Below are 26,236 nucleotides of genomic sequence, written 5' to 3'. Positions count from 1 at the left end.
TGTCCCGGCGCCCGCTAGGAGGGATCCGACTCCATGGCCGCCACGAGGGACCGGGGGCGCAGATCGGTCCAGTTCGCCGTGATGAAGTCCAGGCACGCCTCTCGGCTGTTCTCCTCGAAGACGCATGTCCACCCGCCGGGAACCTGGGCGAAGGAGGGCCACAGCGAGTGCTGGCCCTCGTCGTTCACCAGGACCAGAAAGCGGCCTTCGGCGTCGTCGAAGGGGTTGGTGCTCACGTCGAGTACCTCCTGGAGACGTCAACATTAGGTTAGGCTCGCCTAATTCAATCGAGCCTAGCTTTTCACCCTCCCCCTCACAAGGAGACGTTCATGCGGGGCCGTACGGCCGACGGCGAGGCCGCCTTCGCCGCGTTCGAGGAGTTCGGACTGCCCGGCGAGCCCGGCAGCGACGCGTTCTGGGCGGCGGCGGGCGGGCCCGTGTCGGTGCCCACCGAGGACGGCGGTTGGGTGACGCTGTTCCTGTGGCGCGGCTGCGAGGCGAGCATCGACTTCGAGAACTGGTCGGAGCCGGTCCCCCTGCGCCGGTGGGCCGACACGGACTGCTGGTACGCCGAGGTGCGTATGCCCGAACGGCTGCGGGTCACCTACCGGTTCCTCGTCGACGGCGACGCGTACGCCGACCCCTTCAACCCGGTCGGCGCGGGCGCCGAGCAGAGCATCGCCGCGACCCCGGACGCCCCGGCCCAGCCGCACTGGCCCGTCGTCGGCGCCGACGACGTCCTGCCGCTCCCCCGCGTCCGGCTCCGCTGGGCCAGTGACCGGCTCGGCGGGCGGCGTACCGTACGTGTTCATCCGGTGGGCGGCGGCGGGCCGTTGGTGCTGCTGCTGGACGGGGACGACTGGCTCCATCTGCATCCGGCGATGGCCGCCTTCGACTCGGCCGCCGCCGCGGGCGACCTGCCGCCCGTCACGCTCGTGTTCCTGCCCGCCAAGGACAGGCGGACCGAGTTCGCGTGCCGGCCCGCGCTGTGGCAGGCGGTCCGGGACGAGCTGCTGCCGCTGGTCGCGGAGTCCGGCGTCCCGGCCGACCCGGACCGGCTGGTGGTGGCCGGGCAGAGCCTCGGCGGGCTGAGCGCGCTGTACGCGGCGCTGGAGTTCCCGGAGCTGGTGTCCCGGGTCGCCTGCCAGTCGGGGTCGTTCTGGTGGACGCCCGCCGCCGGGGACGTTCCGGACCTGGAGGGCGGCCCGGTCGGCGGCCACCTCGCCGCGCGTCTGCGGGAGGGGCCCGACCTGTCGGGGCTCAGGGTCGCCTTCGACGTGGGGGAGCACGAGCCGCCGATGCTGCCCCACTGCGCACTCGTCGAGTCCCTCACCGAGCGGTGCGGGGCGACCGTACGGGCCTCGCGGTCGGCGTCCGGGCACGACCGGGCGGGGTGGCGGCACGCCCTGCTCCGGGATGTCGCCTGGGCGCTCGGCTGACGCACGCTCCGCCGGCGGGCCCGGTCATCTCGCCACCGCGCGGCAGTAGTCCTCGTCGGTGGCGAGCAGGTTGCGATGCGTGTCCTCGGCCGTGATCACGCCGTCGTCCAGGACCAGGACCCGGTCGGCGGCGTCCAGCAGGGCAGGGCTGCTGGTGAGCACGACGGTGGTCCGGCCCCGGCGCAGCCGCGCGATGTTGCGGGCGATGAGCTGTTCGGTGACCGCGTCGACGGCCGTCGTCGGGTCGTGCAGGACCAGGATGTCGGTGTCGGCCGCCAACGCGCGGGCCAGTGACAGCCGTTGGCGCTGTCCGCCGGAGAGGTTCGCGCCCCGGTCGCGGACACCGTAGTCGAGGCCCTCGCGGTGCAGGGCGACGACGTCGGTGAGCATGGACGCCTCGACGGCCTCGGGCACCGTCCGGCTGCTGCCCGAGGGGTCGATGTTGCTGCGGAGGGTCCCGGCGAAGATCTCCGCGTCGTAGGGGTTCACCAGGAGGTGCTCGCGGACCGCCTCGACCGACAGGTCCGCGAGGTCCTGCCCGTCGAGCCGCACCGCTCCCTCGTACGCACCGGGCGGGACCCGCACGGCCAGGACCGACGCCAAGTCGGCCGCCGCGCGCGGCTGATACGCGGCGATCGCCACGAACTCCCCGGCGGCCACCTGGAACTTCACCTTGCGCAGAGTCCCGTACCGGACGCAGTCGATCTCCAGTTCACCGCCCGCCGCCGGGCGTTCGGAACCCGGAGTCGCCACCGGCGGCGCGGTCAGCACCAGCGCCATCCGCTCGGCCGACGCGCGGGCGATCATGACGTACTTCGGCATCTCCGAGAAGAGTTTGAGCGGTTCGATGATGAACTGTGCGAGCCCCACCGCCATGACCAGCTCGCCGACGCTGATGCGGCCCTCGAACGCCAGCCAGCCCGCCATCAGGGTCACCGCGGCGGCCAGGAGCGCGTTCAGGGCCAGCGCGGCGCCGGCGTAGGCGCCGTTGACCTTGGCGACGGTGACCGCCTGGTGCTTGGCCTCCGTGCTGACCTTGCGGTACGACCCGAACGCCGCGTGGTTGCCGCCGAAGCCGTGCAGCGGGCGCAGGCCGGTGATCAGGTCGGCGACCTTGGCGCCCGCGCGTGCCACCCGGGCCTGCTGTTCCTGGGTGCTGTCGCCGATCCGTTTGGACAGCACGCTGAGGATCGACAGGATCGCGACGGTTCCCACGATCACCAGCAGCCCGAGGCGGAGGTCGGCCAGGCCGAGCGCGACCGCCGCGACCAGCACCGCGACCAGTGAACTGAGCAGCAGCGGGACCACCTCGATGATGTCGGCGGTCTGGTCGGCGTCCTCGGTGGCGATGGTCAGCACCTCGCCGGACTTCAGGTCGACGTCCCTGGCCACCGGCTGGAGTCCGCAGGCCGCGACCCGTACCCGCCAGCGGTGTGCCTCGCTGGTGTTGGCCTTCTGCAGGATGCGCATGCCGAACCGCCACGACAGCGACACCGTCGTGACGATCACGGCCAGCGCCCCGATCGACAGGCCGAACGAGCCGGGGCTGCGGTTGTCCATCATCTGCTCGACGATCAGGCCGAGCGCGATCGGGAACGCCGTCTCGCCGGCCTGGTACAGGCCCATCAGGACGGTGCCCCAGACCATCGCGCCCACGTTGCGGCGCAGGGCGATCCGGAGGATGTCGGCCCCGGAGCGGGGCGCTTGGGTGTCAGGAGTTGTCATCGAGGTGGCGGGCAATCGCTTCCGGGGTTCGCAGGGCGTAGAGGTCGCGGATGGTGAGCACGGGGCCGAACTCCCGGCGCAGCAGCCCGACCAGGCGCACCGCGAGCATGGAGTGTCCGCCCAGGGACACGAAGTCTCCCACCGCGCTCACCTCGTCGTCGTCCAGGTCCAGGGCCTCGGCGAAGTACTCGCACACCACGGCCTCGGTCTCGGTCTCGGGTCCCCGCTCCCCCGCCGTGGTCAGCGCGCCGAGCGGTTTGGCCTCCGGCAGCGCCTTGGTGTCGGCCTTCCCGTTCACGGTCAGCGGGATGCTGTCGACCTGGGCGTAGTGCGTCGGGCGCAGGAAGTCGGGGAGTCCGGCGCCCACTTCGGCGGCCACCGTCGCCAACTCCGCGCCCTGCAGGACCAGATAGGCGGCGAGCCGGTGGGCGCCGTCGACCTGCGGGTCGGCCTGGGCGACGGCGGCGACGAAGCGGACCGCGGGGTGCGCCGCGAACACGGCCTCGACCTCGCCCAGTTCGACGCGGTGGCCGCGGATCTTGACCTGCTGGTCGGTGCGGCCCAGGTACATCAGATTGCCGTCGGGCCGTCGGACCACCAGGTCGCCCGTGCGGTACATGCGCTCTCCGGGCGCGCCGAACGGACAGGGCACGAACCGGTGCGCGGTCTGCGCCGGTTGCCCGAGGTAGCCGCGCGCGATACCGATGCCGGCCACGTACAGCTCGCCGGGGACGCCGTCCGGCAGGGGCCGCAGCCAGGGGTCGAGAACGTACACGTCGGTGTTGTCGATCGCGACGCCCACCACCGGGTCCGCGCACTCGAAGGTGCCGACGCCCAGGGTGTTGATGGTGTATTCGGTGGGCCCGTACAGGTTGTAGCCGACGGTCCCCTCGGTCTCGTCGAGCCGCTGCCACAGCGTCGGGGTGACGGCCTCGCCGCCCAGCAGCACCAGCGGCGGCCGTCGTTCCGGGTCGTCCAACAGGCCCTCGGCGACGAGCTGTTGGGCGTAGGTCGGGGTCACGTTGATGACGTCGATGCCGTGCTCCAGGCAGTACTCCACCAGTCGGGGCGCGTCACGGCGCAACTCCTCGTCGCAGATGTGCACTTCGTGTCCGTCCGCGAGCCACAGCAGCTCTTCCCACGACATGTCGAACGCGAACGACACGGTGTGCGCGATCCGGAAGACGCGGTGCCCGTGCTCGGCCAGCACCGGTTCGAAGATCCGGCGCTGATGGTTGATCAGCATGTTGGTGAGCCCCGCGTACTCGGTCACCACGCCCTTGGGCTTGCCGGTCGAGCCGGAGGTGTAGATCGTGTACGCGGGGTGCCGCAGGCGGCGCGGATCGTCCGGCGCGAAGGTCACGAAGGGCTCGGCCTCCGGCAGCGGGCGGTCCAGCTCGACGAGCTCCGCGGCCAGTCCGGCCAACCCGGCCAGCCGGGGCGACACTGCACTCACGGTGAGGATCACGTCCGGTCGGGCGTCCTCGACGATCGCCGCGATCCGTTCGTCCGGGTGGTCCAGCTCCAGCGGCACGTAGGCGGCACCCGCGCGCAGCACCGCGAACAGCGCCACGATCGAGTCGAGGGAGCGCGGGACGGCGAGTCCGACGGTCGTCTCGGGGCCGATGCCCCGTGCGGTGAGCACGCCCGCCACCGCCCGGCTGCGGTCCCGGAGTTGAGCGAAGGTCATGGTCGAGCCGTGGGCGACGAGCGCCACGCGCTGCGGGGCGCGGTCCGCCGCCTGGTCGAACCGGTCGACGACGGTGTCCGTGCCGACGTCCGTACGCTCCCCGGGCACGGGCTCCGCGCCCAGCCCCGGCAGCGCACCGACCGACCCGCTCGACCGAGCCACGTCCTCCAGCACCCGCAGGTAGTCGTCGAGGAGTCGGCTGGCGTTGTCGGTGTCCTCGTCGCGGTACTCCAGCTTGACCGTGAGCCGTTCGCCGGGGGTGACGACCCAGGTGAACGGATAGTGGGTGGAGTCGTCGGCCTGGACCGAGGTGATGCCGTGCCGGGCGTTCATCTCGGCGAAGGCGTCCATGTCGAGGAAGTTCTGCAGCACGAACAGGTTGTCGAACAGGGTGTCGTGCCCGCTGGCCCGCTGGATCTCGCCGAGCCCCAGGTGCTCGTGCTCCATCGCCGCGACCCTCGCCGCCTGCACGCCCTCCAGATACTCACCGACCGTGTCGTCCGGCCGTGCCCGCGTCCACATGGGCACGGTGTTGAGCAGGACGCCGACGATGTCGGACAGCCCTTCGCCGTCCCGGCCGGAGACGGTCACCCCGAAGACCGCGTCACCACGGCCCGTGTGCGCCCCGAGCAGCAGGCCGAACGCTCCGGTCAGCACGGAGTTCAGTGTGACGCCATGTGCCCTGGCCGCCTCCCGCACCAGGTCCGACAGTTCGGCGGAGACCGTCCGGACGAGCGCGCCCGGCAGGCCGTCCGAGAGGGCCGGGGCCGGTCCGGCGAGCAGGGTCGGGCCGGGGATGCCTTCCAGGTGTTCCGCCCAGAAGCGTTCCGACACGGCGGCGTCCCGGGCGTCCAGCGCCCGGGCGTGGTCCTCGAAGCTCGGTGTGGCCGGTGTCGCGGCCGCCAACTCCCCTGCGAGGACGGCCTCGTAGGCGTCGAAGAGGTCCCGCAGCACGATCTCGCGGGACCAGCCGTCCCACAGCAGCAGGTGGTAGCTCAGCAGCAGGCCGTCACGGTCGTCGGGCAGCCGCACCACGGTTAGCCGGATCAGCGGCGGTTCGCCCGGGTCGAATCCCGTCTCGCGGTCCCGGGCGCGCAGGGCGTCGGCCTCGGCGTCCGTGGGCAGCTCGACCGTACGGACGTCGACGCGGCGTCCGGCCTTGAGGACCTGGACCGGGTTGCCGTCGTCGTCGGTGGCGAAGCCGGCGCCCACGACCGGGTGGCGGGCGATCACGTACGCCATCGCCTCGGCCAGCGCGTCGGTGTCCAGGCGCCGGTCGAAGGTGAACCAGCTCTGCGCGACATAGTGTCCGGCCGGGCCCGCCATCTGCGCCTGGAAGAACAGGCCGCGCTGGAGCGGGGTGACCGGCGCCGTGCGCTCGGCCGTCGTGGCGGCGTGCACGATCCTTTCCAGGGCGCCGGCCCAGTGCCCGGTGATGTCGTCGGGTACGCCCTCGGCGAGGGTGAACGCCGCGTGCAGACTCCCGGTGGCCGCGTCGAGCCAGGCGTTGACCTCGACGGCGTACAGGCTGCCCTGATCGCCGCCGGTGATGTGCACCGCCTGGGCCTCACTGCCCCGGCCCAGGTAGTTGAACAGGACCTGGGGGCGGGCGGTGAGCAGGGGGGCGGTCTGCGGGTTGAGGTACCTGAGCCGGCCGTAGGCGACGTGGGTGTGCTCGTCCGGCCGGCGTTCGGCGAGTTCACGGGCGGCGGCGACGGGGTCGGTGTGCGCGGTGAGCCGTACGGGTGCGACGGCGGTGAACCAGCCGACCGTGCGGGTGTAGTCGTGGTGTTCCAGGGCGGGGACCCGGCCGTGGTGCTCCAGGTCGATCGCGAGGTCGGTGGGCTCGGGCTGGACGCGGGTCAGCGCGGTGCGCAGCGCGCCGCACAGCAGCTCGGTGAGGCCGACGCCGAGGGCGGCGGGAGCCGTGCGGGTCAGGCGGTCGGTCACGTCGGGCGGGAGCACGACCGTGGTCTCGCGCAGTCCTCGGGCCGCGGGCAGCGGTGTGGGTGCCTGGAGCATCGTGATCCAGTGCGCCAGGTCGTCGGCCCCGTGGACCGACCGAAGGGTCAGTGCCTCGGCGTACTCGGCGTACGAGGTGGTGGGCGGCGCCAGCGGCTCGCCGCTCAGGGCCGTGGCCAGGTCGTCCAGCAGGATCAGCCAGGACACCGAGTCGACGGCGAGGTGGTGCACGGTGACCACCAGGGTGCGGGTCGGCTCCAGCCAGGAGAACGCGATGACGTCCCCGGCCTCGGGGTCGAGCCGTTCGGCGGCCTCGTTCGCGGCGCTCGCCGCATCGGTCGTGTCCGGTCGTACGACCGTGATCTCGCGGGTGGGTTCGGTGCTCAGCGCCCAAACGCCGTGCTCGACGCGCAGCCTCAGGCGGAGAGCGGGGTGGGCGGCCACGACTGCACGAGCGGCCCGCTCGATGTCGGCGAGCCCGGTGCCCTCGGGTGCCGTCAGTGTCCTGGCCTGGGCGAACCTGCCGAGGGTTCCGCCCAGTTCGCGCTGGCGCAGGATGATCGGCGTCGGGATCAGCGGACCGTCGTCCCGGCGGGCAGGTGCGGGTGTCGCGGCGGACTGCGGTGTGCGCGTGCCGAGTTGCTCCGCGAGGGCGCGCGGTGTCCTGTGCAGGAACACGTCCCGGGGTGCCATGGGCAGACCGAGTACCCTGGCCCGGTTGACCACGGTGATGGCGACGATGCTGTCGCCCCCGGCCGCGAAGAAGTCGGTGTCGCCGTCGACTTCGGAGCCGGGCAGCGTCGCGGCGAAGATGTCGACCAGCGCGGCGAGCACGGAGTCGCTCGCGGCCACCGGGACGGCGTCCTGCGCCGCCCGCTCGGTGAGCGCCTCGCGGTCCAGCTTGCCGTTGACCGTCAGGGGCAGCGCGTCGACCGTCAGCACCCGGCCCGGCACCATGTACGCCGGCAGCTTCGCGGACAGCCGGGTGGCGAGGTCGTCGGGGGCCGCGCCCACGACGTGCGCCACCAGGTGATCGCCGCTGCCGGCCACCGTCACGGCGACGTCGACCACGCCGTCGAGTTCCCTGACGGCTGCCTCCACCTCGCCCAACTCGATGCGGAACCCCTTGAGTTGGACCTGGTCGTCGGCCCGTCCGACGAACTCCAGCTCGCCGTCGAGCGTACGGCGGGCGAGGTCGCCCGTGTGGTACATGCGGGAGCCGTCACCCGCGAACGGGTCGGCCACGAACCGGCCCGCGGTCAGCCCCGGCCTGCCCAGGTAGCCGAGCGACACCTGGTCGCCCGCGACGTAGATGGCGCCCACCCGGCCCGGCGGCACGGGCCGCAACCGGTCGTCGAGCAGATGGGTGACCAGGCCGGGGATCGGGCCGCCGATCGGGCTGACGTCCTCGCCGCGCGCGAAGTCCTCGTCGGTCAGCACCCGGTGGGTGACATGGACGGTCGTCTCGGTGATGCCGTACATGTTGACCAGCTCGGGCGAGCGCGTGCCGTGCCGTTCCACCCAGCCGCGCAGCCGCCCGAGGTCCAGCGCCTCGCCGCCGAAGACGATCCGGCGCAGCGCGGGAAGCTGTCCGCCGGAGTGCCGGTCGGCCTCGATGAACTGGTAGAAGGCCGACGGGGTCTGGTTGAGGACGGTCACCCCGCGTTCGCGGACCAGCCGGTGGAAGTCGACCGGTGAGCGGGTCAGCCCGTACTCCGGCACCAGCAGCTCGCCCCCGTGTGCCAGCGCGCCCCACAGCTCCCAGACCGCGAAGTCGAAGGAGTACGAGTGGAACTGGACCCACACGTCGTCCGGGCCGAAGTCCATGTCGGACCGGGTGTTCGCGAGCAGGGCCACCACGGCGGCGTGCGGGACGACGACCCCCTTGGGCCGGCCGGTCGAGCCGGAGGTGTAGATCACGTAGGCGGGGTCGTGCGGGCGGGCCTCGGTCCGGACGGCCGCCTGCGGCAGTTCGTCGCCCTGGACGAGCACACGGGCCTGCACGCCTGCCCGGGCCAGGAGTTCCGTGAAGCGGTCGCGCTGCCCGGCGTCCACGAGGACGACCTCGGGGGCCGCGTCGGCGAGGATGTACTCCAGCCGTTCGTCCGGGTACGCCAGGTCCAGCGGTACGTAGGCACCGCCCGCGCTGACGACCGCGACCAGGGCCACGACCTGTTCCAGGGAGCGCGGCACGGCGACCGCGACCCGCCGGCCCGGCGCGACTCCGGCCGCGCACAGGGCGGCGGCCAACGTGTCCTTCGCGTCGGCCAGTTCGGCGTAGGTGAGGGAGCGGGTGCCCCCGTCGAGGGCGCACTGGGTGACGGCGGTGGCGGCCGGGTCGCGGTGCGCGGCGGCGTCGAACAGGGCGCCCAGCGTCGCCGGGGTCAGGTGCCCCGTGGGCCGGGCGGGGCTTTCGGCGGCCAGGTCCTCGACGCGGGCGTCGGGCCGGGTGAGGAGGCCGGTGAGGGTCCGTTCGAAGTCGCGCAGGATCGCCTGGGCGCCGGGCTCCCGCAGGAGTTCGCCGTCGTAGATCAGGTTGAAGCGCGGGCGTCCGTCGGTCGCGCGCTCGACGACCAGGGTCAACGGGTAGTGCGGGGCGCCCTCGTTGACGATGCCGGTGACGGCCACCTCGTCGTCCGGCCCGCGCAGGGTGGCCGGATCGGTCGCGACGTCGAACACGACCAGGGTGTCGAACAGGGAGCCCGCGCCCGCCTGACGGCCGATCCTCGCCAGCGAGACGTGCTGGTGCGACAGGACCGCGCTCTGGTGTTCCCGCACGGACGCGAGCAGTTCGGCCGAGGTGGTCGTACCGGCCCAACGGGCACGTACGGGGATCGTGTTGATGAACAGGCCGACCATGTCCTCGATGCCGGGCACGTCGATGTCGCGTCCGGACACGGTGGAGCCGAACACGACGTCACTGCCGTGCAGGATGCCGCCCAGGGTCAGCGCCCAGGCGCTGTGCACGGCGACGCTCAGGGGTACGCCGGCGGTGCGGGCGGCCGTGTCGATGTCGGCGTCCGGTTCCAGGGCGGTGTCGGCGAACCGGTCCGAGGGGGTGTGTCCCTCGGCGACCAGTGAGGGGCCGGGCAGCTCCGCGAGCTCGGCGCGCCACACCCGGTCGCTCTCGTCCGCGTCGCGTCCGGCGAGCCGGCGTACGTAGTCGGGGAAGCCGCCCAGCGGGTACACCGTCCCCGGCGCGTGGTACTCGGCCAGCAGCGCGCGGAGCATGGGCGGCACCGACCAGCCGTCGGCGATGATGTGGTGCACGGTCTGCACCAGGACGCTGCGGCCCGCGCCGGTGCGGATGAGTGTGTACCGCATGAGGGGGCCGGTGGCCAGGTCGAATCCGGCGCGGCGGTCCCGTTCGGCGTAGGCGTGGATCTCGTTGTCGGTGATGCCGGGGCGGTCCAGTGTGGTGAACGGGGCCTGCACGCCGTTCGAGAGCACGGAGACCACGCGGCCGTCCGCCAGGGACACGAACCGTGCGGCCAGGTTCGGGTAGAGCGTCAGCAGCCGGGTGGCCGCGGCGGCGAGCCGGTCGGCGTCCACCTCGCCTTCCAGCGTGAGCAGTTGCTGCTCGACGTAGGCGCCCGCCGAGTCGTCGTCGAAGACGGAGTGGAAGTACAGGCCTTCCTGTAGCGGGGTCAGCGGGAGGATGTCCCGCAGCGCCGGACCGTCGAGGGCGTCGACGTCGGCCTGGGTGAGCGGCACCAGGTCGAAGTCGCTGGGCGAGTGGCCGCCCTGGTCGAGCGCGGCCAGTCCGGCCAGTGCCGTGCGGAAGCAGTCGCCGATCGTCGTGATGTCCTCGTCGGTGAACATGCCGTCGGGCCAGGAGATGCTGGTGACCAGCTCGTACTCGCCGTCCGGGTTCGGCTCGGCGATGGCGTTGAACTCCAGGGCGCGCGGGAGCCGCATGGCCGGGTCGCGCTTCTCGCCCAACTGGCCGGTGGTACGCGCCAGTTGCCAGTCACCGGCGGCACCCGCGGCGAAGCGGCCGAGGTAGTTGAAGAGCACCTGGGGTGCGGGGGCGTCGAACTCGCTCTGGGCCAGATAGCGCAGCGCGCCGTAGGAGATGCCGTTGTCCGGCACCCGGGCGAGGTCTTCCTTGACGGCCTTCAGGGCGGCCGTCAGATAGGCGGGGGCCGTGAAGTCGGTCGTCGTGCCGGGGTCGACGAGCACGGGGAACAGGGTGGTGAACCAGCCGACGGTGCGGGAGAGTTCGGGCTCGAAGCCGGCCGTGTCCGCCACGAAGTGGCCTTCGCGTCCGTGGCCCTCCAGTTCGATGTGCGCGAACGTCTGGTTCTGCCCGAGTCGGCGGCGCCAGCGGGCGAGGGCGACGGCGAGCGCGGTCAGCAGCACGTCGTTGACGCCGGCGTGGAACTTCGCGGGGATCTCGCCGAGGAGTGCGGCGGTGACCTCGGGGCCGACCGAGACGGTACGGATCCGCTCGCGGGCGACGGTGTCGGCCTCGGACAGGCGCCTCCTGCCGACCGGTTGGTCCTCGCCCGGCAGGGGGCGCCGGTAGTAGGAGCTGTCCGCGTCGAAGGCGGCGCGCTCCAGAAGCTGCGTCCAGCGCCGGAACGACGTGCCCCCGGTGGGCAGTTCGATCGGCTCGTCGGAGGCGTGCTGCCGCCATGCGGTGGCCAGGTCCTCCATCAGGACCCGCCAGGACACTCCGTCGACGACGACGTGATGTGCGGCGAGCACCAACTGCCGTGCCTCGCGCCGCCATACGGCCCGCAGCATCACGCCGTGGTCCGGGTCCAGTCCGGCGGCTGCGAGCGCGACGCACTCGTCGAGCGGCAGGTCGCTCTCCTGGCAGGCCACGGTGGCCTGGCCCGCCTCGGGTATGGCGAAGCTCCAGCGGTCGCCGCGCACCAGCCGGGCGCGCAGCATGTCGTGCCGGGCGACCAGGGCGGCGAGGACGGTGTACAGGGCGTCGGCGGTCAGGTCGGCAGGGGTGTTGAGCACCACCGACTGCACGAAGCCGTCGATCGCGTCGGTGGTCTCGCCGAGCCACTGCACGACGGGCGAGCCCACGACGGTGCCGGTCGGGACGTCTCGGTGGTCGACGGTGGTGACGTCCTCGCGGCTCGCCACCGCCGCGAGCGCCCGTACGGTGCCGTGGCTGAAGATCTGCCGGGGCGTGACGTGGAGGCCCTCCTCGCGCAGTGCGCTCAGCAGGGAGATCGCCAGGATGCTGTCGCCGCCGAGCTGGAAGAAGTCCTGGTCGGCGCCGACCTCTTCCAGCCGTAGGACCCGGGCGACCGCCCGGCTCACCGCCCGTTCGTCGTCGGTTGCGGGCGGCACGAGCGCGCCCGTGCCGAGGTCGGGTTCCGGCAGCGCGTTCCGGTCGAGCTTGCCGTTGGCGGTGAGCGGGAACTCCCGCAGCACGACGATGTGGGCGGGCACCATGTACTCGACCATGTGCGCGGCGGCCCACGCCTTGACCTCGTCCGCCCGCAGGTCCTCGTGGCCGCCGGCCGGGATGACGTACCCCACCAGGTAGGTGCCGCCGGCCGTGTTCTTCCTGGCGACGACACAGGTGTGCCGTACCCGTGGGTGCTCGGCCAGACCGACCTCGACGTCCTCGATCTCCAGCCGCATGCCGCGGATCTTGATCTGGTTGTCGACCCGGCCGAGGAAGTCCAGCGACCCGTCGGGGGCGAACCGTGCGAGGTCGCCGGTGCGGTAGAGCCGGGAGCCGTCGGAGGCGAAGGGGTTGGCGACGAACCGGGACGCGGTCAGCCCGGGCGCGTTCACATAGCCGCGCCCCAACAAGAAGCCGCCGACGTAGAGTTCGCCGCCGACGCCGACCGGGACCGGGCGCAGTTCGTCGTCCAGGACGTACAGCTGGGTGTTGGGGTTGGCCTTGCCGATCGACGTGGACAGGCGTTCCGCGGCGCCCCGGTAGATGACGTGGGAGACGCCGATCGTCGTCTCGGCCGGTCCGTAGCCGTGGTACATGGGGATGTCGAGCTTGGTGCGGAAGCGCTCGTACAGCTCCGGGGTGAGCACCTCGCCGCCGCACCACACGTGCCGCAGACTGTCGAGCCGGCCGGAGTCGCCGGCCATCTCCAGCAGTACGTCCAGCATCGACGACACCAAGTAGGTGAAGGTGACGCGCTGTTCGGCGATCACGCTCAGCAGGTGGTGCGGGTCGCGTTCGCCGCCGGGCCGGAGGACGACCAGGCGGGCGCCGGAGACCAGCGGCAGGAAGATCTCGTTGATGGAGATGTCGAAGGACAGCGGCGCCTTGAAGAGCGAGGCGTCGTCGTGACCGAAGTGCAGGATCTCGTCCACCTGCCACAGCAGGCGCTCGCTGATCGCCTCGTGCCGGATCATCGCGCCCTTGGGCCGCCCGGTCGAGCCTGAGGTGAAGATGACGTACGCGAGGGCGTCGCCGGGGGTGGTGATCCCGGTTCCTTCCGTCGGGTAGGAGCCGAACCCCCAGTCGTCGAGGTCCACGACCACGGCTTCCGGCTCGCTCGGGTCGTGCTCGCCCGAGGTGTTGAGCTGTACGACGACCCCGGCGTCCTCGATGACGACGGCTCGGCGTGCGGCGGGCCATTGCGGATCGAGCGGGACGAACGCGCCCCCGGCTTGGAGGACGCCGAGCAGCCCGATGACCATGTCGGCGGACCGGCCGAGGGAGATGCCGACGACCTGTTCGGCGGTGAGCCCGCGTCCGATCAGATGGTGGGCCAACTGGCTGGAGAGTTCGGCTGCCTGACGGTAGGTCAGCGAGCGCCGGTCATCGACCACGGCGATCGCGTCCGGCCGCTGCCGCGCCTGCTCGCGGAACATCTCCACGATGGTCGGGCGGACCCGCTCGGCCTCGGTGTCGTTCCACGCGGCCAGGGCCTCAAGGCGGGCCGCCACGCTGGACGGGCCGATGGTGCCGAGCGGCCGGTCCGGGAAGGCGGCGAGGTCGTCCAGCGCGAGCTGCGCGTCGGCGAGGTCGACGCCGTCGGGTACGGCGATGTTCCAAGCGCCGCCGTCGGTTTCCCGACTGCCCTGTCCTGTACCGCCGTTGTCGACCCAGCCGAGGACGTCGGCGAACAGGGTGGCGGGGGTGAGATCGATGCCCTCGGGGCTGCGGCCCGTGGCCCAGTGGGTCAGCGCGACGGCGCAGGCTTCGGCGATGGTCCGGTCGGAGTGGTCGCCGGTCCGCCGGCGCACATCTGTCAAGTGAGTGGGGGACAGCAGGACGAGACGAGCGCGCGGTTCGGTCATCGAAGACTCAGCACCCTTCCACGGTAAGAAAGTTAGGCTAGCCTAAGTAAGTACGCCCTAACTACCCTCTCTCCAGGCCTGCCACAGCCGTGCGTACCGGCCCTCCAGAGCCACCAACTCCTCATGGGTGCCTTGCTCCACGACGCGCCCCTCATCGAGTACGGCGATCCGGTCCGCCGCCATCGCCTGGGTCAGCCGGTGCGCCACGAACAGCGTGGTCCGTCCCGCGCACGCGGCCAGCACGGCCCGCTCCAGCTCGGCGGCGCCCTCACTGCCCGCCTCCGCGGTCGACTCGTCGAGCACCACCACGGGCGCCCGGCCCAGCACCAGCCGCGCCAGGGCGATCTGGGCGACCTTGGTGACGTCCAGGCGTTCACCGCCCTCGCCGACGGGCGTGTCGATCCCCTCGGGAAGGGCCTCGACCCAGCCGTCGGCGCCGACCGTCCGCAGCGCGTCCGTCAGTTCGGCGTCCGTCGCCTGCGGCGCGGCCAGGCGCAGGTCGTCGGCGAGCGGGCCGGAGAACACATGCGTCTCCTGCGTCAGGATGCTCACCAGGGCCCGCGCCCCTGCCTCGTCCAGATCCGCGAGGTCGGTGGACCCGATGCGCACCGTCCCGGACTGCGGGGTCCCGATGCCCGCGACGAGCGCGGCCAGCGTGGTCTTGCCGGCGCCGGTCGCCCCCACCAGCGCGAGGGAACCGCCGGACGGGATCGCCAGGTCGACGTCCTTCAGGACCGGCTCCCGGGTGCCGGGATAGCTGAAGGTCACGCCCTCCACCGTCACCGGGTACGACACGGGGTCCGCCGCCGCGACGGCCGCGTCGCCCACGAGACGGTCCTCCGCCTCCTCCCCCAGCACCCCGACCAGCCGGGTCAGGCTCGCTCCCGACTTCTGTGCCTCGTCGAAGGTGAACATCACCATGCCGAGCGGGACGAACAGCCGGTGGAAGAGCAGCGGGGCCGCCGACACCTCCCCGATGCTCGCGGCATCCGCCTCCAGCAGGGCGTAGCCGACGCCGAGGATCAGGGTCAGTCCGATGAACTCTGCGCGGTTCTCCCGGCCCACGAACCTGCCGAAGAAGCGGAACACCTCGATGCCCAGGTCCCGCACCCGCCGGGACTCGTGGGTGACCTGCTCGCGGAAGGCCTCCTCCAGGCGGTACGCCCGGACCGTGTCGATGCCGTTCAGGCCGCTGATCAGCGCCTGTGCGCGGTCGGCCTGGGCCACCCGCTGCTTGCGGTAGAGCGGGGCGGAGCGCGGGAGGTACCAGCGCAGCGCGAGCGCGTACGCGGGCAGCGCGCCGGCGCCGGCGAGGCCGAGCCGCCAGTCCAGGCCGAACATGCCGGCCGTCGCGATGACGATCAGCACGCCCGCCGAGAACACGGTCGGGACGGCCATGCGGATGCCCCGGGAGAGCACGGCGACGTCGTCGCCGACCCGGGAGAGCACATCGCCCCGGCCGACCTGCTCGATGCGTGCGCTCGGCATCCCGAGCACCGCCCGGACGGCGGCCTCCCGCAGCTTCGCGAGCAGATCGGCGCCGAGCCGCCCGATCAGATAGGTCGACATCGCGGTGGCCACCGCGCCGAGCAGCGCGGCGGCCACCATCAGCACCCCGATCCTGACCAGGACCGAGCGGGACTCCCCGTCGACGACCCCGTCGACCACCCGGCCGAGCAGGAGCACCGGGAGGACCTGGAGGGCCGCCCCGGCCACCGAGGTGACGACGGTGGCGGCCGTCAGCCACGGCACCTCACGGCAGTGCGCGGCGACCCAGCGGGCCGCCTCGCGTCCCGTGGTGGTGTGCAGTGCCGCCGGGGCGGCTTGCGTCTCGGTGACAGTCACACCTAGCCGGCCGCCGACTTGACGAGCTCGTCGATCGCGTACGGCATCGACAGCAGGGTGCCCTGGGAGATGGCCGCGCCGACCGCCGGGCCCTCACTGTCCAGCAGGTACGACACGTTGCCCTTCTTCACGGCGTCCAGGTTGGCGAAGAGCTTGAACTTCTTCAGCGCGTCGGTGTCGGCCTTGTCGTTGATGACGAAGATGTGGTCGACGTCGACCAGGTCGATGCGCTCCGGGGAGAGCTTGGTGTAGAAGCTGCCGTCCGCGACCTTGTCGATCTCGGTCTGGTACTGGAAGCCGATGCCCGACACCAGCCGGCCGCGTACGTCGGTGGAGGTGAAGGGCGCCACCGAGTTCTCGTACCAGGACAGCGCGACCGCCTTCTGGCCGGCGAACTCGGGGTGCGCCTTCTTGGCCGCGTCCAGCCGGCTCTGGACGTCGGCGATCATCTTCTCGCCCTCCTCGGCCTTGCCGAGTGCCGTGGCGATCTGCAGGGCGTTGTCCTGCCAGGGCGCGCTGAAGGGCTCCTTCTCGGCCTTGGTGCGGCCGACCGTCGGGGCGATCTTGGAGAGCTTGTCGTAGGCGGCCTGGTCGACCTCGGAGTAGACCGCGATGATCAGATCCGGGCGCAGGGCGGCGATCTTCTCGTAGTTGGGGCCGGAGTCACCGTTCTTCATGATGACCTCGGGCTTGGTGTCGCCCCACTTGTCCTTCACCCAGGGCCACTGCGTGTTGATGTCGGGGCTCTGACCGGGCGGGTTGGGGTACTGGTCCACCATGCCGACCGGTTTGATGCCGAACGCCAGGACCGTCTGGTCGTCGGTGTAGCCGACGGTGACGACCCGTTCCGGGGCCTTCTCGACCTTCGTGGACCCGAACGCGTGCTCCACCGTGACCGGGAAGGCCCCGGCGTCGGCAGCGGCTTCGGTGCTGCTGTCGCCGCTCGGCTCGTCCGACGAGTCGGATCCGCATCCCGCTAGGAGGCCGACGGCGAGGGTCGCGGCGGACACCGTCGCCGCCAACCGCCGCCAAGGCTTTGTGAGGGCCGTTCTCTGGAGGAGCATCCGCAATCCCTTGCCTTCGCACTGTCCGCTGCGCCTCGTTCTAAGGGCAGGCAAACCTTATCCACAAAAATGTGGTTAGCCTAGCCTAACTATCCCTGTTTCCCGGGGCAGTTCGACGGCCGCCGGTTCAACCACCCGTGTGGGCACGGCCGATGGGAACGATGAGCGGCCGGTCGCCCGCCGGATCGTCGATCACCATGGCGCGCAGCCCGAACGCCTCGTGGAGCAACTCGGCGGTGATGACGTCACGGGGATGCCCCTGCGCCAGGATCGCCCCGTCCTTCATCACCACGAGGTTGTCGCTGTAGCGCGTCGCCAGGTTGAGGTCGTGGAGGACCATCACGACGGTGCGTCCCGACTCGTGCAGGTCGTCCACCAGGTCGAGCACGTCGATCGCGTGCGCCAGGTCCAGATAGGTGGTCGGCTCGTCGAGCAGCAGCAGATCGGTGCCCTGGGCCAGGGTCATCGAGATCCACACGCGCTGCCGCTGCCCGCCGGACAGGGTGTCGACGGCACGGTCGGCCAGGTCGGACACCCCGGTCATGGCCAACGCCCGCTCCACCACGGCGGCGTCGTCCGAGGACCACTGCCGCAGCCAGCTCTGGTGCGGATGGCGGCCCCTGGCGACCAGGTCGGCGACCGTCAGCCCCTCGGGCGCGACCGGAGTCTGCGGCAGCAGGCCGAGTTTCTTCGCCACGTCCCGGGTCTTGAGCCGGACGATGTCGTCGCCGTCGAGGAGGACCGCACCCCGGGTCGGCTTGAGCAGGCGTGACAGGGTCCTCAACAGGGTCGACTTCCCACAGCCGTTGGGGCCGATGATCGTCGTGATGACCCCGGCCGGGATCGACACGTCGAGTTCGTCGATGACGATCCGGCTGCCGTACCCGACCGTGACGTCCCTGGCCGCCAGCCGTGCGACGTCCTCCACCGCGGCCTTGACCTCGGTCATGTCCTGAGCGACCACATGGCCCCCTACGTTTAGGCTTACCTTACTTTCGCATCATCTATCTGAGGTTGGCCCGCACCAGCAGATAAACGAGGAAAGGCCCTCCGATCACGGCGGTCACCACGCCGACCGGGAGCGAGACCGGGAGCGCCGTGCGCGCGATCAGGTCGGCGCCGATCAGCAGCAGCGCCCCGACCAGCCCGGAGGCCATCAGCGGCGGTGTCGGACATCGCGCCAGCCGCAGCGCCACCTGCGGCGCCACCAGGGCGACGAACGGGACCGGTCCCGCCGCGCTCACCGCGGCGCCGGCCAGCAGGACCGCGCACAGCAGCATGACCGCCCGCACCGCCGAGTACCGCACGCCCAGGCCCGCGGCGACCTCGTCGCCGAAGTGCAGCGGCTTGAACTGGAAGGCGACCGCCCACACCACGGCGAGGAGGACGAGCGTGCACCACAGCGCGATCCGGACCTCGCCCCACGAGCGGCCGTCCAGCGAGCCGACCAGCCACGCCTGCGCCCGGGCCACGTCCCGGATGTCGCCCGTGGCGAGCAGCCAGGTGGTGATCGCCTCAGCGACGGCGGTCACCGAGATGCCGATGAGGATGAGCCGGAAGCCGTCGATCCCGCGCCGCCACGCCAGGAAGTAGACCAGCAGCCCCGTGCCGAGACCGCCGCAGAGCGCCGCCGCCGACAGCCCCACGGTGTCCACGATCGCCGCGGCGGTGCCGCCCGACACCGTCACCAGGAACACGGCGACCGCACCGGCACCGCCGGTGATCCCGAGAACGTCCGGACTGGCCAGCGGATTTCGGGCGATGGACTGGGTGATGGCCCCGGACACCCCCAGCGCGACACCGACGACGAGTCCGGCCAGGGCCCGCGGCAGCCGCAGATCCATGATGACGAACTCGTCGACCCGTTCCCCCCGGCCGAAGAGGGTGGCGATCACCCGGGACAGGCTGATGGGGAAGTCCCCGATGCCGATGGACAGACAGAACAGCAGGAAGGTCGCCGCGGCCAGCAGCAGCGTGACGCTCACGATCCAGGGCCGCCACACGAACGACACCCGGCCGAGCCGCACGCCCGGCGTCAACGAGGGCTTCACTTCTGTCCCGTTCATGCGTTCTTGAACTTTCCGAGCCACACCAGAGCCGCGAAGAACGGGGCACCGAGGAGGGCGACCACCACGCCCGCGTCCAGCTCGCCCGGCCGCACCACCAGCCGCCCCACGATGTCGCAGACCAGCAGGACGATCGCGCCGAGCAGCCCCGCGTACGGCACCAGCCAGCGGTAGTCGGGCCCGGTGAGGTACCGGGCCACGTGGGCCACCATGAGTCCGAGGAACGCGATGGGGCCGCAGGCCGCCGTCGCCGCGCCCGCCAGCAGGGTGATGGCGACGATGCCGACGATCCGGCTGCGGGCGATGTTCAGCCCGAGCCCCCGGGCCACGTCGTCGCCGAGGTTGAGCAGGTTGATGGCGGGCAGGGTACTGAGCGCCAGCACCAGACCGACCCCGATGAACGCCGTCACCGGCCAGATGACGTCGAAGCCGACGCCGGCGACGGAGCCCGCGTTCCAGAACCGCAGCGCGTTCAGCGCCGCCTGGTCCGACAGCGCGATCGCCGTGGTCATCGCCGCGAGGAAGACCGCGACGCCCTGCCCGGCCAGCGCGAGGGTCAGCGGGTTGCCCGCCCCCCGGCCGAGACTCGACAGCCCGAACACCACGACGCCGGCCGCCGCCGCACCCAGGAAGGCGAACCAGACGTACTGGAAGGGATCGCCGAGCCCGAACACGGATATCGCCAGCACCACGGTGAAGGACGCGCCGGAGTTCACCCCCAACAGGCCCGTGTCGGCGATGGGGTTGCGGGTGTACCCCTGGATCAGCGCGCCGCCGACGCCCAGGGCGATGCCCGCCACCACGGCGAGCACCGTCCGGGGCACGCGTACGGTCCGCACGATCAGCCTGATCTCGGTGAGCCGCTGGTCGGCGTCCGGTCCCGCGAACAGCCCGTGCCACACCTGGCCGGGGCTCAGCGCCCGCGCACCGACGGCCAACGACACCGCCGCGGCGACGACGAGGACCACCACCAGGATGCCGAGACCCACAACCCGCCGCTGTCGGGCTGGTGTTGAGCCCTTGGGCGCGGCGCGCTCGACTGCAGTCATGCCCATGTGGACGTACGTTATCCCTTTGATCGAACCGGGTACGCGGCCGAGCCGTCCGACCGCGCACCCGTGGAGCTAGCGGGTGGTGCTGCCGATCCCGTCCGCGACCGAACGGGCCTCGTCCGAGGCGATCTTGAGGGTGCGGTCGATGACCGAGTCGAGGATCTCGCCGACCCTGATGGCGGTGTTGGAGAGCAGGGACGAGGTGATGCCGTGGGTGTGCTCGGTGCCTCCCTGGAGGTAGATGCCGCAGCGCAGTTCGGGGCGGGCGGCCACGCGGTAGTCGCGTTCGACGCGCACCCGACCCTCGTCGTCGCGGTGGCAGAGGTCCGCGACCTCGCCGATGAGCCCGAGCGGGTCGGCGGGACTGTAGCCGGTGGCGCAGATGACCACATCGGCGTCCAGGATCGTCTCTTCGCCGGTGACCAGGGACTTCACGATGGCCCGCGCCTTGTCCGGGGTCTCCTCGACCCCCGCGAGGCGGGACACGTTGAGGAAGCGCAGCCGCTCGGTGCCGAGGACCTTCTCCTGGTACATCTGCCGGTACAGGTCGTCGATCAGGTCGATGTCCACCACGGAGTAGTTGGTGTTGCCGTGGTAGTCCATCAGGCTGCGTTTGACGTCGTCGGGTGCGGTGAAGTACTCGTCGACCGCTTCGGGGTCGAAGATCCGGTTGGCGAAGCTGCTGTCGTCGGCGGGGCTGTAGCCGTAGCGGGAGAAGACAGCGCAGATCTCCGCCTCGGGGAAACGCCGGTGCAGATAGGCGACGTTCTCGGCGGCGCTCTGTCCGGCGCCCACGACGACGAAGCGGGAGGGCGAGGTGCCCGTCAACCCCTCGACCTTCGTGAGCAGTTCGGCGTTGTGCCACACGCGGTCGGTGCGCTCGACGCCCTCGGGCATGAGGGGGCGCAGGCCGGTACCGATGACGAGGTTGCGGGCCCGGTGGAGCGAGAGGCCTTCCGGCGAACGGACGGTCACCTCCAGGTGGTCCACGATCTCGTCGCGGACGACGGGCGACACGGCGACGACCTCGTGGCCGTAGGAGACGAGGTGGCCGACCTTGGCCGCGGCCCACTCGAAGTAGTCGTGGAACTCCACCCGCAGCGGGAAGAGGTTCTTGTGGTTGATGAAGTCGATCAGCCGTCCCTTGCTCTTCAGGTAGCAGAGGAAGCTGTACTCGCTGGTGGGGTTCCGCAGTGTCACCAGGTCCTTGAGGAAGGACACCTGCATGGTGGCGTCGTCGATCAGCATCCCGCGATGCCAGCCGAAGCTCGGCTGCTGCTCGAAGAAGTGAGCGCTGACCTCTGCCCGCCTGTCGACGCGTGCGTTGTGCTCGTCGAGCGCGATCGCCATGGCCACGTTGGACGGCCCGAAGCCAACGCCTATGAGGTCGTGGATCAGTGATGCGTCGTCAGGAAGAGCCTGTGCCATGTCACTCCCATCCTGCGGGTGGATGGGCACACCTACGGAGAGGCTGCCCAAAACTTAGGTAAGGCTAAGCTCATCCCGCGGAACTGTCGATAGGCAACGCGCCGTTGTGTACTTAGGTAAGCCTTGCTTTACTGGCGCCGGTCAGTCCCTGCTCCGAGGAGGAACCGCATGCGGGTCGTCATGTTCGGCTATCAGACCTGGGGGCACCGGACCCTCCGCGCCCTGCTGGACTCCGAGCACGACGTGGTCCTGGTCGTGACGCATCCCAAGAGCGAGCACGCCTACGAGAAGATCTGGAGCGACTCCGTCGCCGACCTCGCCGAGGAGCACGGCGTACCGGTCGTGATCCGCGACCGCCCGGACGACGACGAGCTGTTCGCCCGCCTCAAGGAAGCCGACCCCGACATCATCGTCGCCAACAACTGGCGGACCTGGATCCCCCCGCGCATCTTCGACCTGCCCCGCCACGGCACGCTGAACGTGCACGACTCGCTGCTGCCGAAGTACGCCGGCTTCTCCCCGCTGATCTGGGCCCTCATCAACGGCGAGTCCGAAGTGGGCGTCACCGCGCACCTGATGAACGACGAACTCGACGCCGGTGACATCGTGCGCCAGGAGGCCGTTCCCGTCGGACCGACGGACACCGCCACCGACCTCTTTCACCGGACCGTCGACCTCATCGCCCCGGTCACCATCGGCGCGCTCGCCCAAATCGCCTCCGGGCAGACGGAGTTCACCCGGCAGGACCGCTCCCGGGCGAGCTTCTTCCACAAGCGGTCCATCGACGACAGCCGTATCGACTGGACCTGGCCGACGGAGACCCTCGAACGCCTGGTCCGCGCCCAGTCCGAGCCGTACCCCAGCGCCTTCACCTTCCACAAGGGCAAGCGCCTCGAAGTCCTCGCCGCGGTGGTGTCCCAGGGCCGGTACGGCGGAACGCCCGGCCGCATCTTCTACCGCGAGGGCGAGGGCGTCGTCATCGTCGCCGGAGCCGACGCCCGTACCGGACGCAACCACGGCCTGGCCATCACCCGCGTGCGCACCGAGGACGGCCGGGAGCTGCCCGCGACCGAGTACTTCACCTCCATGGGCGGCTATCTCACCAACCACCCCTGACCTCAGCAGTTCCCGTGACCACCGCAGCGGCCGGTCCGATCCCCTTCACAGCCCTCGCCGCACCGCAGCAGACCCGGCGCCCGAGTCAGGCGCCGGGTCTGCTGCGGTGCGGGCAGCGGCGGTCGGGCCGCATCCGAGTCAGTGGCCGTGGCCGCCCCCGTCGGTGTGGGACGGGGCGGCCGTTTCGGAATCGGCCGTCCCAGAGTCGGTCGTTGCGGGCCGGTCCGCCGCCGGTGCGCTCGCCGCACCGGCCTTCACCGTGAACGCGGCCGTATGGACGCGCCCTTCGTGCTTGAAGTCGAGGAACAGCCGGTACGACCCGCTGCTCGGCGCGGTGGCCGTGAACGAGATGTCCGGACCCGGCGCGGTCCTGCCGTCGCCTGGTTCGCCGTTGGGGTGGACGTGGAGGTAGGCGAGGTCACCGGAGCGCAGGGCGACGAGGTGGCCGTAGGCGCCGAGGTAGGGCTGGAGGTCGGTGACGGGCTTGCCGGCCCGGGAGACCTTGAGCTTCACCTCGCTCTCCGCGCCCGGGCGGAGTCCGCCGGTCAGCTGGACCTGGTAGCCGTCGACGGTGGCGGTGGTGTCGGGCGCCGGGAGCGGCTGGGGTGCATAGGTGCCCGAGACCGCCAGGTCGGCGCCCAGTGTGAGGTTCTCGGCGTTCTTCCTCGCCGGGGTGAAGTCGGCGAAGACGCGGTAGTCGCCCGCGCGGGGCAGTGCGACGGGGATGCTCCACGTGCCGTCGGCGGCACGGGCGGGGTGCAGATGGCGGTAGGTGGCGAGGTCGCGTGAGGCGACGATGAGATGGAGCTCCTTGTCGTGCTCGCGCCGGTAGGCGGTGACGGCGCGGCCGTCCCCGTCGCGTATGGCGAAGCGCAGCTCGGACTGCCGGCCGGCGGTGACGCTCGGGGTCTTCAGGTCCAGGCGGTAGCCGCCTTCCGAGATCTGGAGCCCGCCGGGCGCGTGGCCGCCCGCTCCACCGCCCGCGTCCGGCGACTCTTCGTGACTTCCATGGCTCGCCGGCGCACTTTCCGTGACGACCGGGTCGAGGCCCTTGCCCACGCCGTAGGCGGTGCCGAAGGTCGCGGCCAGCGCGGCGGCGAACGCGGAGATCTTGAGTCCTGCATGCATGGCCAGCTCCTGGAGAACGCGGCCTCCGGCTCGGATACGGGGCCTCGATACAGCCGACAATACCCCTGGGGGGTATCAAGTCAAGTCGTTGGGCGACTTGCGTTCGGTACCCCCCAGGGGTATACAGATGGGAGTGCCGGACATACCCCCGCCCCGTACGGAACGAGGAGCAGCGATGACCACCACCGTGACCGGAGCCACCGCCGAGGTAGAGCTCGCCATCGGCGGCATGACCTGCGCCTCCTGCGCCGCGCGCATCGAGAAGAAGCTGAACCGCATGGACGGGGTGACGGCCACCGTCAACTACGCCACCGAGAAGGCGAAGGTCAGCTACGGCGCCGAGGTCAGCGTCCAGGACCTGATAGCGACCGTCGAGAAGACCGGGTACACCGCGGAGGAGCCGGCCCCGCCGGAACCCGAGGGCGGGGACCCGGCAGCCTCCTCCGCCGATGAACTGCGGCCGCTGCGGGAGCGGTTGGTGACCGCCGTGACGCTCGCCGTCCCGGTCGTCGCGATGGCGATGATCCCCGCCCTGCAGTTCGAGTACTGGCAGTGGCTGTCGCTGACGCTGGCCGCGCCCGTGGTGACGTATGCCGGGTGGCCCTTCCACAAGGCGGCGTTCACCAATGCGCGGCACGGTGCGGCGACCATGGACACGCTGATCTCGGTGGGGACGCTGGCGGCGTTCGGCTGGTCGCTGTGGGCGCTGTTCTTCGGGACCGCGGGGACGCCGGGCATGACGCACCCCTTCGAGCTGACGATCGCCCGTGGGGACGGCGCCGGGAACATCTATCTGGAGGCCGCGGCGGGTGTCACCGCCTTCATCCTGGCCGGGCGCTACTTCGAGGCGCGGTCCAAGCGGAAGGCGGGGGCGGCACTGCGGGCGCTCCTTGAGCTGGGCGCGAAGGACGTCACCGTGCTGCGCGGCGACGGTCGTGAACAGACCGTTCCGGTAGGCGAGTTGAAGGTCGGCGACCGGTTCCTGGTGCGGCCCGGCGAGAAGATCGCCACCGACGGCACGGTGGTCGAGGGCTCTTCGGCGGTGGACGCCTCGATGCTCACCGGTGAGTCCGTGCCGGTGGAGGTGTCCGAGGGGGACGCGGTCACCGGTGCCACGGTCAACGCCGGCGGACGGCTCGTCGTCGAGGCGACCCGGGTCGGCTCGGACACCCAGCTGGCCCGCATGGCGAAGCTCGTCGAGGACGCGCAGAACGGAAAGGCCGCGGCCCAGCGGCTCGCCGACCGGATCTCCGCCGTCTTCGTGCCGATCGTGATCGCCCTCGCCCTGGGCACGCTGGGCTTCTGGCTCGGCAACGGGGCGGGTCTCACGGCCGCCTTCACCGCCGCGGTCGCCGTACTGATCATCGCCTGCCCGTGCGCGCTGGGGCTGGCCACGCCGACCGCGCTGCTGGTGGGCACGGGGCGCGGTGCCCAGCTCGGCATCCTGATCAAGGGCCCTGAGGTGCTGGAGTCCACGCGCAAGGTCGACACCATCGTCCTCGACAAGACGGGCACCGTGACCACCGGCCGAATGACCCTGCTGGCCGTGCACACCGCCGAGAGCACCGACGAGGCGGAAGTCCTGCGGCTGGCGGGCGCGTTGGAGCACTCCTCCGAGCACCCGATCGCCCGCGCGGTGGCCGACGGGGCGCTGGAGAAGCTGGGTTCGCTGCCGACGCCGGAGGACTTCGCGAACGTGCCGGGGCTCGGTGTGCAGGGCATCGTCGAGGGCCACGCGGTGCTCGTCGGCCGGGAGCGGCTGCTGGGCATGGGGGTCCCCCCGCTCGAGCGAAGCCGAGAGTGGGGGAGGGCGATGGAGCTGCCCGTCGAGCTGGCCCGGGTGAAGGCGCAGGCCGAGGCGTCCGGCCGTACGGCCATCGCGGTCGCCTGGGACGGCGAGGCGCGGGCCGTCCTGGAGGTCGCCGACGCGGTCAAGGAGACCAGCGCGGAGGCGATCACCCGACTGCGGGCACTGGGACTGACCCCGATCCTGCTGACCGGCGACAACGAGACGGTGGCCCGCGCCGTCGCCCGTGAGGTCGGTATCGCACCGGAGGACGTCATCGCCGAGGTGCTGCCGCAGGACAAGGTCGAGGTCGTCAAGCGGCTGCAGGGCGAGGGCCGTTCGGTCGCCATGGTCGGCGACGGCGTCAACGACGCGGCCGCGCTGGCCCAGGCCGACCTGGGACTCGCCATGGGCACCGGCACGGACGCGGCGATCGAGGCCGGCGACCTGACCCTCGTACGCGGTGACCTGCGTGCGGCGGCGGACGCGATCCGCCTCGCCCGCCGGACGCTGGGCACGATCAGGACCAACCTGTTCTGGGCCTTCGCGTACAACGTGGCCGCGCTGCCGCTGGCCGCGGCGGGCCTGCTCAACCCGATGCTGGCCGGGGCGGCGATGGCGTTCTCGTCGGTGTTCGTGGTGGGGAACTCGCTGCGGCTGAGGTCGTTCACCGCGGCGAAGTAGCCGGAACGAACC

At 71.5% G+C, this 26,236-nt stretch carries 13 protein-coding genes; 3 read left to right on the top strand and 10 right to left on the bottom strand.

Annotated elements, in window-relative coordinates; translation table 11 throughout:
• Window positions 1–14 precede the first annotated feature (14 nt).
• The gene (locus tag PH203_RS19570) at window positions 15–236 is read right to left on the bottom strand and encodes an MbtH family protein (protein WP_289921442.1); all 222 of its coding nucleotides are present in this window, start codon (window positions 234–236) and stop codon (window positions 15–17) included.
• 93 nt (window positions 237–329) lie between these two features.
• On the opposite strand from PH203_RS19570, the gene PH203_RS19565 reads away from it, so the two are divergent.
• Window positions 330–1,439 (top strand): alpha/beta hydrolase-fold protein, encoded by a 1,110-nt coding sequence (locus PH203_RS19565; protein WP_289921441.1) that lies wholly within the window; start codon window positions 330–332, stop codon window positions 1,437–1,439.
• A gap of 24 nt (window positions 1,440–1,463) precedes the next feature.
• On the opposite strand, the gene PH203_RS19560 is transcribed toward PH203_RS19565, so the two are convergent.
• From PH203_RS19560 to PH203_RS19525, 8 genes are all read right to left on the bottom strand, one after another.
• Window positions 1,464–3,164, bottom strand: a complete 1,701-nt coding sequence (locus PH203_RS19560; RefSeq protein ID WP_289921439.1) for an ABC transporter ATP-binding protein — start codon at window positions 3,162–3,164, stop codon at window positions 1,464–1,466.
• A complete protein-coding gene (locus tag PH203_RS19555; RefSeq protein WP_289921438.1) occupies window positions 3,151–14,055 on the bottom strand; it encodes a non-ribosomal peptide synthetase in 10,905 nt (3,634 codons plus the stop codon). Before PH203_RS19555 ends, PH203_RS19560 begins: the two co-directional genes overlap by 14 nt.
• Window positions 14,056–14,112: 57 nt before the next feature.
• Complete coding sequence (locus PH203_RS19550; protein WP_289921437.1) at window positions 14,113–15,900, bottom strand: ABC transporter ATP-binding protein; 1,788 nt, start codon at window positions 15,898–15,900, stop codon at window positions 14,113–14,115.
• A gap of 2 nt (window positions 15,901–15,902) precedes the next feature.
• Entirely contained in the window at window positions 15,903–16,964 is a 1,062-nt protein-coding gene (locus PH203_RS19545) for an ABC transporter substrate-binding protein (RefSeq protein WP_289921436.1), read from the bottom strand.
• A 127-nt stretch (window positions 16,965–17,091) separates the two neighbouring features.
• The gene (locus PH203_RS19540) at window positions 17,092–17,913 is read right to left on the bottom strand and encodes an ABC transporter ATP-binding protein (protein WP_289921435.1); all 822 of its coding nucleotides are present in this window, start codon (window positions 17,911–17,913) and stop codon (window positions 17,092–17,094) included.
• Window positions 17,914–17,968: 55 nt separating this feature from the next.
• Window positions 17,969–19,030 (bottom strand): iron ABC transporter permease, encoded by a 1,062-nt coding sequence (locus tag PH203_RS19535; RefSeq protein WP_289921434.1) that lies wholly within the window; start codon window positions 19,028–19,030, stop codon window positions 17,969–17,971.
• Complete coding sequence (locus PH203_RS19530; protein ID WP_289921433.1) at window positions 19,027–20,085, bottom strand: iron ABC transporter permease; 1,059 nt, start codon at window positions 20,083–20,085, stop codon at window positions 19,027–19,029. The genes PH203_RS19535 and PH203_RS19530 overlap by 4 nt, the downstream gene beginning before the upstream one ends.
• Window positions 20,086–20,154: 69 nt before the next feature.
• Entirely contained in the window at window positions 20,155–21,510 is a 1,356-nt protein-coding gene (locus PH203_RS19525; RefSeq protein WP_289921432.1) for a lysine N(6)-hydroxylase/L-ornithine N(5)-oxygenase family protein, read from the bottom strand.
• Between the two features lie 168 nt (window positions 21,511–21,678).
• On the opposite strand from PH203_RS19525, the gene PH203_RS19520 reads away from it, so the two are divergent.
• Complete coding sequence (locus PH203_RS19520) at window positions 21,679–22,626, top strand: methionyl-tRNA formyltransferase (protein WP_289921431.1); 948 nt, start codon at window positions 21,679–21,681, stop codon at window positions 22,624–22,626.
• 138 nt (window positions 22,627–22,764) lie between these two features.
• On the opposite strand, the gene PH203_RS19515 is transcribed toward PH203_RS19520, so the two are convergent.
• Window positions 22,765–23,754 carry a hypothetical protein gene (locus PH203_RS19515; RefSeq protein ID WP_289921430.1) on the bottom strand — a complete coding sequence of 330 codons (990 nt, stop codon included), beginning with the start codon at window positions 23,752–23,754 and terminating at the stop codon, window positions 22,765–22,767.
• A gap of 175 nt (window positions 23,755–23,929) precedes the next feature.
• On the opposite strand from PH203_RS19515, the gene PH203_RS19510 reads away from it, so the two are divergent.
• A complete protein-coding gene (locus PH203_RS19510; protein ID WP_289921429.1) occupies window positions 23,930–26,224 on the top strand; it encodes a heavy metal translocating P-type ATPase in 2,295 nt (764 codons plus the stop codon).
• Window positions 26,225–26,236 lie beyond the last annotated feature (12 nt).

The organism is Streptomyces sp. S.PB5 (genome assembly GCF_030403745.1).
Lineage (GTDB): Bacteria > Actinomycetota > Actinomycetes > Streptomycetales > Streptomycetaceae > Streptomyces.
Note: the sequence above shows the minus strand (reverse complement) of the source record. Positions and strands in the feature narration are given on the sequence as shown.